10 protein-coding genes are annotated in these 12,207 nt (G+C 70.2%); 2 read left to right on the forward strand and 8 right to left on the reverse strand.

The window, feature by feature from the left end; genetic code table 11:
- A partial coding sequence (locus ACGFYV_RS30905; RefSeq protein WP_393881814.1) for a hypothetical protein occupies positions 1 to 482 on the forward strand: 482 nt, incomplete at its 5' end.
- A gap of 230 nt (positions 483 to 712) precedes the next feature.
- Complete coding sequence (locus ACGFYV_RS30910; RefSeq protein ID WP_393881815.1) at positions 713 to 1,747, forward strand: helix-turn-helix transcriptional regulator; 1,035 nt, start codon at positions 713 to 715, stop codon at positions 1,745 to 1,747.
- Here the strand turns inward: ACGFYV_RS30910 and ACGFYV_RS30915 are convergent.
- From ACGFYV_RS30915 to ACGFYV_RS30950, 8 genes are all read right to left on the reverse strand, one after another.
- Positions 1,738 to 2,697: an SDR family oxidoreductase gene (locus ACGFYV_RS30915; protein WP_393881816.1), complete on the reverse strand. Its 960-nt coding sequence runs from the start codon at positions 2,695 to 2,697 to the stop codon at positions 1,738 to 1,740. The genes ACGFYV_RS30910 and ACGFYV_RS30915 overlap by 10 nt on opposite strands.
- A 191-nt stretch (positions 2,698 to 2,888) precedes the next feature.
- Positions 2,889 to 3,458 (reverse strand): hypothetical protein, encoded by a 570-nt coding sequence (locus tag ACGFYV_RS30920; protein WP_393881817.1) that lies wholly within the window; start codon positions 3,456 to 3,458, stop codon positions 2,889 to 2,891.
- Entirely contained in the window at positions 3,455 to 5,431 is a 1,977-nt protein-coding gene (locus ACGFYV_RS30925; RefSeq protein WP_393881818.1) for a tyrosine-type recombinase/integrase, read from the reverse strand. The genes ACGFYV_RS30920 and ACGFYV_RS30925 overlap by 4 nt, the downstream gene beginning before the upstream one ends.
- 87 nt (positions 5,432 to 5,518) lie before the next feature.
- Positions 5,519 to 5,917 carry a hypothetical protein gene (locus ACGFYV_RS30930; RefSeq protein WP_393881819.1) on the reverse strand — a complete coding sequence of 133 codons (399 nt, stop codon included), beginning with the start codon at positions 5,915 to 5,917 and terminating at the stop codon, positions 5,519 to 5,521.
- Positions 5,914 to 6,588: a tyrosine-type recombinase/integrase gene (locus ACGFYV_RS30935; RefSeq protein ID WP_393881820.1), complete on the reverse strand. Its 675-nt coding sequence runs from the start codon at positions 6,586 to 6,588 to the stop codon at positions 5,914 to 5,916. The genes ACGFYV_RS30930 and ACGFYV_RS30935 overlap by 4 nt, the downstream gene beginning before the upstream one ends.
- Before the next feature lie 1,631 nt (positions 6,589 to 8,219).
- Entirely contained in the window at positions 8,220 to 9,749 is a 1,530-nt protein-coding gene (locus ACGFYV_RS30940) for a helix-turn-helix domain-containing protein (protein ID WP_393881821.1), read from the reverse strand.
- Between the two features lie 92 nt (positions 9,750 to 9,841).
- Positions 9,842 to 11,218, reverse strand: a complete 1,377-nt coding sequence (locus tag ACGFYV_RS30945) for a pyridoxal phosphate-dependent decarboxylase family protein (protein ID WP_393881822.1) — start codon at positions 11,216 to 11,218, stop codon at positions 9,842 to 9,844.
- A 137-nt stretch (positions 11,219 to 11,355) separates the two neighbouring features.
- Complete coding sequence (locus ACGFYV_RS30950; protein ID WP_393881823.1) at positions 11,356 to 12,180, reverse strand: FadR/GntR family transcriptional regulator; 825 nt, start codon at positions 12,178 to 12,180, stop codon at positions 11,356 to 11,358.
- Positions 12,181 to 12,207: the final 27 nt, after the last annotated feature.

A 12,207-nucleotide genomic window follows, 5' to 3' on the forward strand; every position in this document is an offset into this window, starting at 1 on the left:
GCCCAGCACGCCCGAGCCCGCCGATCGGCCGAGAGGCCGCAGCCCCACACGTCCAGGTGACGACAAATCACCTATCAACTCGCATACCGCCCTCTGAGAGGCGCCGCGATAGTTGCCGGATCCACCTCTTCACCCTGGATAGGGGGCGCGAGATCTACTGGGAAGGCGATCTCCCCGAACTCCTGAACGGCAATGACTTCGAGGCCTGGAAGAAGCGCACCGAAGAAGCCGCCGACGAGTGCATGGCCTCGGGGACCGCAGGCGAAGTCGTGACCAGTTCCGGGCGACGGCTGACCGTCCGCCCTGGGAAGGCTCCTCTCGGCACCAGCCTGGCCGGGGACGCGGTGGAAAGCGACCAGGGCAAGCGACTCCTGGGCAAGGTACGGGGTAAGGGTGCCAAGACGGAGGGAGCCGGCACCGCGTGGATCTGGGCGAGGACCACAGCGGCCTCTTCCACTTCCCTACGCACTTCGCCGACATGACGCTCGCTGCGAAGACCGACGCGCTCGCGGACCTGCTTGGACCCGTTCTGAAGGAGTACACCCACGTCGCTGGAATCGTCGTCTCCCAGGTTTCTCCGGGGCGCCGCGAGTGTGCGGTTGGAGTTTGCGCAGCTCAGGAGCAGTCGCGAGCACTGTAGCTGATGCAACAGGTGAGGTGCACTAGGCGTGAGTACGAGCGCCGGGGACGCCGGGTCCACGATCCTTGAGCCATGCGTGCCGCCCGCCTGATCCGTATGGCGCTTCTCGTCCAGTCGAGCCCCGGTCTGACCGCCGCAGTTCTTGCCCGCGAGTTGGACATCTCCAAGCGCACGGTGATCCGCGATGCCCAGGCTCTGCAGGAGGCGGGCGTTCCCATCCGATCCGAGCGCGGCCGCGCGGGCGGTTACCACCTGGCTCCGGGGTACCGGACCCGGCTCACCACACTGCATCCAGCCGAGGCAGAGACGCTTTACCTCTCCGGTCTGCCTACGGCCCTGCACGATCTTGGGCTGTCAGGTGCGGCGGACACAGCCCGGCTGAAGCTGTCGGCCACCCTGCTCCCCTCGCTGCGCGCGGCGGCCGAGTCGTCAGTGCGCCGCTTCCACTTGGACGCCCCGGCCTGGTTCCGCGAGCCGTCGGCACCGGAGGTGCTGCCCGGGCTGGCCCGCGCTGTGTGGTCCGACCTCAGCATAGAGCTGGCCTATGCGCGGCCGGGCCGGGACGGCGAGCCACCCCGCATGGTGACCCGCCTGCTGGAGCCGTACGGGCTCGTTCTGAAAGCGGGGGTGTGGTACGTCGTGGGCCGGGTCCCGGGTGAGCGGCCGGGCCTAGACGGTGCCTGGCGTACCTACCGCGTCGACCGCGTCACGGCGCTCTCCCCGGCTCCGGGCGCCGACGGCCCCTTCGTCCGCGACCCGACCTTCGACCTCGCCGAGCACTGGCAGGCCCACGCCGCCGGGTTCGCGCGAGCGCTGCTGCGCACGACCGTCACCGTGCGCCTGACCGAGCGGGGCTTGGCCCGGCTACCTGCCGTGGTGGATCCGGCCGGCGTGGGCGAGGCACTGGTTTCCGCGACCGCGCCGGATGCAGCCGGGCGCGTCACGCTCGACCTGCCGGTGGAGTCGGAGGCCGTCGCCTTCGCCCAGCTGACCGGGCTGGGCGCAGACGTGGAGGTGCTGGCACCGGAGGGCCTGCGCGCTCGCTTCCGCGAGAATGCGCGGGCCCTTGCCGCCCTGTACGGCGCGGAGCCGGAGGATCAGCGGTAGTCGTCTGCCGTGCCCTCGTTACCGCCGTACCTGACGTCCTCGAAGTACGCCCAGGCGTCGGGCTGACTGCCGTCCACATCCCGTACACCGTAGGTCCTGGCGAGCTCCGCGCTGGAGACGGACTTCCCGTTCCAGCGGGCCGCCCGGTCCGGATCGGCGGCGAGCTCGGCGACCGCGCGGGCGAGGTAGCGCGGCGACTCGGCGATGGCGAAGTCCGGTTCCTGAGCGACGGCGTCGCGCCAGTTCTCCTCCGTCACGCCGAAGTGGGTGAGCATCTGCTCCGAGCGCAGAAAGCCGGGCGTGACGGCGACCGCCGTGCCCCCGTACTCCGCCAGTTCCTCTCCCAGCCCAAAGGCGATTCGGATCGGGGCATTCTTCGCGAGGTCGTAGTAGAGGTTCTCTCGGTACCGGCGGTTGGAGACCGCCGTGCCGTCGGTGACCTCCACGTGCAGCGGCGCCTCCGAGCGGACCAGGAGCGGGAGGGCGAGTGCCGCGGTGATCACGTGTGAGCGGACCCCCAGCTCCAGTATGCGCAGGCCGTCGGCGAGTGGCGTCTCCCAACTCTTCTTGCCGAAGACGGAGTCGACGAGCAGGTGCTCGCCGCCCCACAGGTCGTTAACCAGGATGTCGAGCCGCCGCTGGTCGCGGTCGATCCTCTCGATGAGAGCCCGTACCTGGTCTTCGTCCAGATGATCGGTAGGGACGGCGATGCCGGTGCCACCTGCCTTCGTGACCAGCTCCGCGGTCTCCTCGATGGTCTCCGTGGTCCGGCCGACCTCGCTGGCGTGTTCGCGGGTGGTGCGGCCGGTGACGTAGACGGTGGCGCCAGCGCGGCCGATTTCGACGGCGAGGGCACGTCCGGCGCCGCGTGTGGCTCCGGCGACGAGCGCGATCCGGCCCGCGAGCGGGCCTCTCTGGCCGATGCCCTGGGTGTTGATGTCCTTGTCCATGGCAACACGGTGCACGCCCAAGGTGACAACTCCCGTCACCCTTTTCCAGATGTTCCCGCGCCTGGACAAGACGGGGCTCTGAAAGTTCGTCGACCGTACCCAGAGGTCCGCCGAGGGCTACTCCTGTGGCTCCCGGCTGTTGCGCAGCCGGGAGCCTGGGTTCGCCTGCCTGCAGGTCACCTCATGTCTACTCAGCCGCGAGGCGAAGTGATGGACTGGTTGGCGTGACGGTTGAGCTGGGCCATCAGCTCGCGGTTGGCGGCGCGGGCGGCGGCGAGGTCGTCGTCACGCTCCTGGAGTTTCAGCTCCAGGTCGATCGCCTGTTGCTCGAGAGTGGTGATCCGGGCCTTGAGCTGGTCGGTGTCCTCGGGGCCGCCGACGCCGGACTCGCGCCAGACCTGCTCGCCCAAGACCTCACTGAGACGGGCTTCGATGCGGCGGACGTGCGCGGCGAGCCGGGCGGTCCGGACGTCGGCAGCCAGCAGATCGGCTTGCAGGGAGGCCCTGCTGACGGCCGGGCCGCGGCCTCCGGGGGCGGTGACCGGTTCGGCGGCCTGGGCGTGGATCTGAGCAAGGAGGTCGCGGTGGCGATAGAGGAAGGTGCGGTCGACGCCCGCGTGGCGGGCAATCGCGGTGACACTGACCTCCGTGCCGCTCTTCGCGGCATCGGCGAGGGCCGACAGAACGCGTTGGCGGCGTCGTCCGGTATCGGCGCGGCGGCCCTCGACCATGGCCTGGACTGCGGGCTGGGGTGCGGTCATGCGGGTCGCTCCACTCGGAGGTCGGGCAGGGGCTGACGGATGCGGGGCATGCCGAGGAAGTTCTGCCGCATCTGGCGGACCACCGCGGAGGCCCGCTGGACCTCGGCGCGTTCGTCCTCAGTGAGCGTGGCGACGTTCTCGGTGACGCGCTGGATCAGGCGGCGGATGCGGGTGATCTCCGCATCCGAGGGGGCGGCCTCGGCGCGGGCCCAGTCGTCAGCTTCGGACATTGATCGCAGCTTCTCCCGCTGGCGGAGCAGGTCGTCGAGGTAGGTGCGCAGGTCGGGGAGGTAGGAGACATCGGTGGAGAAGTGGTCGCAGCCCACGCAGCGGAAGCGGAGCGGGCAGGCTCCGCCGCCGGCGGCGACGTTGGTGGGTTCGGAGCAGGTGCCGAAGGGGACGACGACCGCGCCGATGGCCCGTCGGGCGCGTTCGGCGTCGAGCACGCTGGTGACCGCGCCCCAGATGCGGGTGCCGTGGCGGTCGAACTGCAGATGGGTGACGCGCTCGACCGCTTTACGCAGGCGTACTTCCTTGACTCGGTAGTACGTCCTGGTGGTCTGGTAGTTCTCGTGCTCCATGAGCTCGGCCAGGACGTCGACGGGGACGCCGGCGTCCGCGTGGCGCTGGGCGAAGGAGTGCCGGTAGGCGTAGGGGAAGATCTTCTCCTTGTCGAAGACAGTGCCGTCGTCGAGGACGAAGTCCGGCAGGGACTCGACCCACTCGCGGTGCATGCCGCTGAGGTGGTTGGAGTCGATCGAGCGGTCCCCGCGCAGGTTCAGCTGCGGCGAGGGCAGCAGGACCAGCTGGGACGGCGGCCGGTCGGGGAAGCGTTCGCGTACGCGCTTCTGCTGCACGGTGATCAGCTCGGCGGTCGGCCCGTGGATGGGCAGTTGACGCCCGATCCGCTGTTCCTTCCAGTTGTTGTAGAGCAGCACCGGCTTGTTCTGGCTGTCGCGGGTGAGGCAGTTCAGCTCCAGGCGGCAGATCTCCTCGGGGCGGCGGCCGGTGTCCATCAGCAACTCGACGCTCAGCCGCATCTCGTAGCAGGTCATCGCCTCGAAGGCGTCCAGGTGGGCGCCGAGCTGGCGCATCACCTCGGCCGGAAGGTCCTGGCCCTCCTCCGAGGGCTCCGGCGGCTTGGGGACGTCCGTGCGGCTGATGACGAAGTCGTCCGGCAGGCCCGCCATCGGCCCGTCGGGGCGGGTCAGGCCCATGGCCCGGCCCTGCTTGAGCACGTTGCGGGCCTTGCTGACGTAGGCGATCCGCGTGGGCGGGCTCATCTGCCCGTTGGCTTCGAGGAACGACATCCTGTTCAGGAAGTTCTCGATGTCGGCGCGGGCCAGCGCGGCCTTGTCCATGCCGCGGTCGGGCCGGGCCCGCAGGGTGTCGGAGAGCTTGGCCAGGCCGTGAAGATGCTGTTGCGCGTGCGAGGCGGAGCTCTTGGAACGGACCTTGGAGAGGTAGTCGCGGGCCCAGCGTTTGGCGCTCTCCCGCAGCCAGGGCTGATGGATCGTCGTGAAGACGAGATGGCCGCGGTGGCCGAAGGCGACCAGGTCCCACGTGTCCTTGGCGTACTCGCCCTCGGGCGTCTTGACCGCACGGATCGCGTAGATCCGGGTCCGGTTCAGAAGGATCAAGGCTTCGCTGTTCGCGGCCGGATCCGGGACGTCTTCCAGGCGCGAGGCGAGCGAGGGGCGGATGGTCCGGTCGATGAGCGCGCGGAAGTTTCCGAGCTCGGTGCGGCCACCACGGTGGCAGCGGTGCTGAAGGCCGAACAGCAGCTGGGCGACGACGAGATCGGGCAGGCCCCTGAAGCTGACCTCGGTGGCGAAGGCGGCCGACGGTGCGGTCCGCAACCACGCCTTCTCGTCGAAGTCGTCTTCCTCCCGCAGGGCCCAGTGCCGCTTCTCGTGGGTATGGCACAGCCGGACGTCACCCGCGCTGACCGCCCGGCGGTTGCAGGCGAGCACAGCGCAGTCCCCCAGGCTGGGCAGGCCCTTGACGGCCGGGTCGGCGAGGAATTCCTCCAGAGTGCCGCCGTGCTTCTGCAGCTGCCATCAGTGCGACCGGCATACGGGACGGCTGCCCGAGTCGGTCCACGGCCGCTCGCAGGCGGCGACGCGGCAGTCGCCCGTCGGCAGATGCCGATACGGTGCGGTGCGCGGGATCTTGACGAACTCCTCTTGAGACATCCCGGACGCACGGCGGCGTGTGCTGCATGTGGAGCACAGCTGCAGTCCCTTCACCGGAGAGATGCAGCCCGGCACCGGGCAGCGCCGGCCTCCCAGAGTGGGGTGGCCGATCGGCGGGTCCAGGACGCGGCGATCGGCGTTCCAGCCCGCGCCCTTCAGGAAGTCGGGTTCGATCATCGACCAGAGGAAGGCGGCCTGCTCGTCATCGGAAGCTCCGTGTTCGGGAACCGGGGCGGTGATGATCGGCGTGAGGTGGGTCGTCACCGGACACCGCCGGTGAGCTCGCGCGGCGACGGAACCGCATCGACCGCGCCCCGCAGCCGGTCCGGGGCGGGCGTCAGGTACGGCTCCGCACTGGACAGGCGGGCGTGGTCGAGTAGCCCAGCGATCTCGTCCTGGCCTGCTCCCGCATCCGCGAAGTTGCTGCCCGCCGCGCGCCGCAGCATCCGCGGCGTGACGTTCCTGCTCAGCCCCGCACGCTTCGACAACCGGCCGAGCAGTTCGCCGATGCTGTCCGCGGTCATCGGGGCGCCCAGCGGCTCGGCGAACAGGTTCACCAGCACGAAGTCACTGTCGGGCCCGTGCGGCAGCGCCATCCGCTCCGGCACGTACTGGTCGTAGGTGAGCACCACCAGATGGTCGACGGGCTTCCACCGTCCCGGCGCCGCCGTCGGCTGCCGCTTCGCCCAGGCCCCGTTCGGGTTGTCCCGCCGCAGCGTGTGCAGGTGAGAGCCCTTCCTCGGACAGCCGAGTGCCGAGGAGTCCGGCATGAAGTGCATGTCCTCGCGTCGCAGGCCCGCGGCGCCTCCCGGGCGCAGCCCGGCCCGGCCCAGCAGCAGCACGATGAACCGGTCCCGGGCGCTGCGGCAGGCCAGGAACAGGTCCACGATCTCGCGGTCGGTGGCCCGCTCGCCCTTCTTGCGGGGAACCTGCACCCGGTGCCGGGGCCTCATCCCGGTAGCCCGTCAGTTCCTCCCCGCGGGCCTGCTCCGGCAGATCCCAGTTCTCCGCCACCTCATACAGCTGGGCCATCACGGCCGAGGGAACCGCCTTCGCCGTGATGCCATGCAGCAGGAACTGCCGCACCCCGGCGAGCACGTTCTGGATCCGGGCCGGCTCGCGCGCGGGCTCGGCCCCCGGCCCCGGGTACACCAGCCCACTGCCAGCCGGGCGCTCGACGCCCGTGACCTGCTTCGTACCGAACTTCAGCCAGACGACGAACAGCCCCAGTTCCTCGGCTGCCACCCGCCAGTCGCGGCCCGTCCGTATGCACCAGCGCAGGTACAGCGCGATGTGCCCGGCGTACGTACGGGTCGTCAGCTCCGCCTGGTCCTTGCCGAACCGCACGTGTCGCAAGAACGCGTCGGCCGCGGGAACCACGACGAGGTCGTCGTCCAGCACGGTCCAGTAGCGGATGCCGGACGGGAGTTGAGCAGGAAAGGCCCGCAAGGGTCTCCTCCATCTCTATGTGCAACGTGTCGCAACGATCACGACAGCCCCAGAGATGTTAGAGAAAACCCCAGGTCACGCGGCTAGTGCAGCGTCACACCGCACTCGGAGAAGCCCTGGAGAACAACGCAGCCCACCGACGCCTGCCCCTCCCGCCGGACGAGGACGCGCCCTGTCGAGCCGGACAGGGCTTCCAGCGCGGACTGCCCCTCGACAGGGTCCGCGAGACCATCGTGATCCCCCGGAGGATCCTCTTGCCCGAGCAGACGAGCCTGATCGCCCGCATGTGCGATGCCGAGGCAGCCTCGCTCAACTGGGCTCTGGCGAAGCTCGGCGCCCCCGGGGGTGTGTCATCCCTGTTGTCAGCTCCTCCGGACCCTCGTCCGGGCCCCCTCTGGACACCGTGAGGCCGACTTCCGGCGTGGGGAACCTCAGGAGGACCGAGAAGGGGAGGGCTGCAGGCCCCGCCGACAGTTTGATCCAGACGGGCCGCTCACCTTGGGCCGCTCCAGTAACCGGGCCTGGGACCCATTGCGCATCTCCTGGCCCGGCAAAGTAGCCCGTTCCTACTCGTGCATGCGGGGGCGCCGCTATGCCGTTGCGGGCACCGCCATGGGTCAGCGCCGCCAGCAGCCAGATTGTTCGCCAGCAAAGCCCGCAGTGGCAAAGCGCTCGAGACGGGACAGCGCGACGTTGGATGAATGTCTACTCGCCCTATCACGCCGGGCGGCTGCACCGACGTCCGGCCGAGCCGCACGGATCGCCGCGACCAACGCGTACAGGTGCGGATCGAACCTGGCCCGATACTTCGTGGGTGGCGACTGCATCGACATGAACCGCACCCGCGGGTCGCCGACGCGGACGTGGGACGCCACCGTCACCGCCGCGCCTCCGACGTTGCGAGGCCACTTCGGCGACAACTCTCCGTGAAGGCTGACGGATGCTCAGGCCTCTCTGGCGCATCGTCAACCACTCAAGATCATCTTGCACGTGCGTTGCACAAGGTGGTGAAAAACAACAGTGATCAGTGCAGGGTCGTGAAGGTGAGTATCCGCGGGTCGGTTGGCATGTTGAGGTGTCGTGCCCCTTGCCTTCAAGGGGCACGGCACCCCGCCGGTCAGATGTCCCTGAAGATCTCGATCTGCGCCCCGACCGAGTTCAGCCGCTCGGCGAGGTCCTCGTAACCCCGGTTGATGACATACACGTTGCGCAGGACCGACGTGCCCTCGGCGGCCATCATGGCCAGCAGGACGACCACCGCCGGGCGCAGGGCCGGAGGGCACATCATCTCGGCGGCGCGCCAGCGGGTCGGGCCCTCGACCAGGACGCGGTGCGGGTCCAGCAACTGCAGCCTGCCGCCGAGGCGGTTGAGGTCCGTGAGGTAGATCGCACGGTTGTCGTAGACCCAGTCGTGGATCAGGGTCTTGCCCTGCGCGACCGCCGCGATGGCCGCGAAGAACGGGACGTTGTCGATGTTCAGGCCCGGGAAGGGCATGGGGTGGATCTTGTCGATCGGGGCTTCGAGCTTGGAGGGGCGGACGGTGAGATCGACCAGGCGGGTGCGGCCGTTGTCCGCGAAGTACTCGTGGCTGCGGTCGTGGTCGAGGCCCATCTCCTCCAGGACCGCGAGCTCGATCTCCAGGAACTCGATCGGCACCCGGCGCACCGTCAGTTCGGACTCGGTCACCACGGCGGCGGCCAGCAGGCTCATCGCCTCGACCGGGTCCTCGGAGGGGGAGTAGTCGACGTCGACGTCGATGTTCGGCACGCCGTGCACGGTCAGCGTGGTGGTCCCGATGCCCTCGACCCGTACGCCCAGGGCCTCCAGGAAGAAGCACAGGTCCTGGACCATGTAGTTGGAGGAGGCGTTGCGGATGACCGTGACGCCGTCGTGGCGGGCGGCGGCCAGCAGGGCGTTCTCGGTCACGGTGTCGCCGCGCTCGGTCAGCACGATCGGGCGGTCGGGGCGGACCGTGCGGTCGACCTGGGCGTGGTACTGGCCCTCGGTCGCCGCGATGTCCAGGCCGAAGCGGCGCAGCGCGATCATGTGCGGCTCGATGGTCCGGGTGCCGAGGTCGCAGCCGCCGGCGTACGGCAGCTTGAAGGCGTCCATGCGGTGCAGCAGCGGACCGAGGAACATGATGATGGAGCGGGTGCGGACGGCCGCCTCCGCGTCGACCGCCGCCATCTCCAGCTCGGTGGGCGGCACCAGTTCGAGGTCGACCCCGTCGTTGATCCAGCGGGTGCGCACGCCGATGGAGTTCAGCACCTCCAGCAGGCGGTACACCTCCTCGATGCGGGCCACCCGGCGCAGCACCGTACGGCCCTTGTTGAGCAGCGAGGCGCACAGCAGGGCGACGCAGGCGTTCTTGCTGGTCTTGACGTCGATGGCACCGGAGAGCCGACGGCCGCCGACGACCCGCAGATGCATCGGGCCCGCGTAGCCCAGCGACACGATCTCGCTGTCCAGGGCTTCACCGATCCGGGCGATCATCTCAAGGCTGATGTTCTGGTTCCCGCGCTCGATGCGGTTGACGGCGCTCTGACTGGTGCCGAGCGCCTCCGCGAGCTGCGTCTGTGTCCAGCCACGGTGTTGCCGGGCGTCACGGATGAGCTTGCCGATGCGTACGAGGTAGTCGTCGGTCATGGGCCGAGGCTATATCGGATATGAGATGGAGCGACAACCGAGGCTCTCGTGGCGGGAGGCTCCATCCCCTTCTTCGCCTATCCGATAATGCGTCAGAAGTCCTCGATCAGCGACTTTATGATTTCCTGCACCATTTCATCCGATACACCCGGATGGAGGAACGCAAGGCGCGCCACGGTCTCGCCCTCCCATACGCTCGGTGTGATGAACGCGGTCCCGGCCGCCAGCAGGCGCTTGGACCAGGCGTAGTAGTCCTCCGGACTCCAGCCGGTCCGGCGTATGAGCACGACGGTCAACTCGGGTTCGCGCAGCAGTTCCAGGCCGTCCGTGGCCTCGACGAGCCGGGCGGTGCGCTCGGCGGTCCGCGCCCCGTGCGCGATGGCGTCGCGGTAGGCGTCCGTGCCGTGGACGGCCAGCGAGAACCACAACGGCAGTCCGCGGGGCCGGCGCGTGAGGTGGTACGCGTAGTCGCTCGGGTTCCATTCGGTGTCGCCGTCCGCCCCGTCGGCGCCGTGGATCGCGTCGAGGTACGAGGCGTCCTGGGTGTGCACCGCGCGGGCGAGCCGCGGGTCGCGGTAGAGCAGGGCGCCGCAGTCGAACGGCGCGAACATCCACTTGTGCGGGTCCACCACCAGCGAGTCGGCGTGCTCGATCCCGGCCAGCCGCTCGCGCAGCTCCGGCACGAACAGCGCCGCCCCGCCGTACGCGGCGTCGATGTGCAGCCACAGGTCGCGGGCGCGCGCCTGCTCGGCCACGCCCGACAGGTCGTCGATGATGCCGGCGTTGGTGGTGCCCGCCGTGGCGACGACCGCGACGACCGGGGCGCCGCCGTCCCGCCCCGCCGCGTCGAGCGCCGCGCGCAGGGCTTCGCCGGTGAGCCGGTGGTCGTCGGTGGGCACGACCAGCGGCTCGACGCCGAGGATGCGCAGCGTGTTGCCGACCGAGGAATGGACCTGGTCGCTGACCGCGATCCGGACCGGCGCCGACGCGGGCAGTCCGAGCCGGTGCCGTCCCGTGTCGCGGGCCACGACGAGCGCCGACAGGTTGCCGGCCGAACCGCCGCTGACGAAGCAGCCGCCGGCCCCCTCGGGCAGCCCCGCGAGATCCGCGAAGAGCCGCAGCACCTGGTTCTCGGCGGCCACCGCACCGGCTGCCTCCAGCCAGGACACGCCGTGCAGCGACGACGCCGACAGCACCATGTCGAACAGCGCGGCGGCCTTCGTCGGGGCGCCCGGGATGAAGGCCAGGAACGCCGGGTGGTCGCAGGAGACGACGGTCGGCTCCAGCGACTGCGTGTACGTCCGCAGAACGGCGGCGGGGTCGCGGGGCGCCGCGCCGATCGCCCCCTTCAGCGCGAGTGACAGCTCCTCGGCCTCGCCGAGGCGGCCGAGCGGCGGCGGGTCGAGCCGGAGCCGGTGCAGGACGTGGTCCATGACCTGCCGGGTGAGGTCTTCGTCGGGTGCGTGCACGGGTGCGGTTCCCCTCTCGTTATTTGGGTCTCCGTTGAACCCAATTCGGAGCCTAAGTCCGACCGCGGCCGGCCGTCAATCGGGTCCCGCCCGCACCCGGCGGGCGGGGAAGGTCCGTCCGGTGCCGTACTGCGGGCTCAGTGCGACGCGGTGAACTGGTCCAGCAGCACCAGGAACTGCCGGTGCGACTCGCGCAGGTGCTCCCGCATCCGGGCCTCCGCGGCGTCGCCGTCGCCGGACAGCACGGCGAGCGCGACGGCCTCGTGCTCCTCGCGGAACGCGAGTCCGAAGTCCCGGTCCGCCGGGTAGACCTCGCTCCAGTCGGAGCCGAGCCACAGCGCGTTGCCCGCCACGAACATCTCCGTACGGGCCCGGGTCACCGCCTCGGACAGCACGTCGTTACCGCCCGCGGACGCGATGCCGAGGTGGAAGCGCGTGTCGATGCGGTGGTACGCGCCGAGGTCGGCGACCTTGGCGTCGAGCATCCCGACCAGCTCCTGCCGGGCCGCCCGCCCGCCGCGCTCGGCGGCGAGGCGGGCCGCGAACGGTTCGATCGCCTGCCGGTACTCCATGTAGTCGCGCAGCGAGGCGCGGATCCCGGCGGCGATCGCCGCGCGCGCGTCGCGCCCCCCGGGTCCGGGCCGCGCGGGCGCCACGCGGGTGCCGCCCGAGCGACCCAGCGTGGTCGTGACCAGGCCCTCCTCGGCCAGCTCCCGCACGGCGTGGCGCACGGTGTTGCGGCCCACGCCGAACGCCGTCGCCAGTTCGCGCTCCGTAGGGAGCCTGTCGCCGGGCCCGAAGCCGCCGAGCGCGATGCGCTGGCGCAGCGCCTCGGCCACGACGGCGTGCGAGGGCGCCTGCCGGGTCCCGTTCTTCTCGGCCGGTGTCTCCACCGGCTTCCTGCCGCTGTCGCCGACCGGGCTCTTCCTGCCTTCGCCCGTGGACTTCTCGCTGCTGCTCACGGCTCCCAGCCTATTGGACTTGATGCG

Source organism: Streptomyces sp. NPDC048297 (genome assembly GCF_043201585.1).
GTDB lineage: Bacteria > Actinomycetota > Actinomycetes > Streptomycetales > Streptomycetaceae > Streptomyces.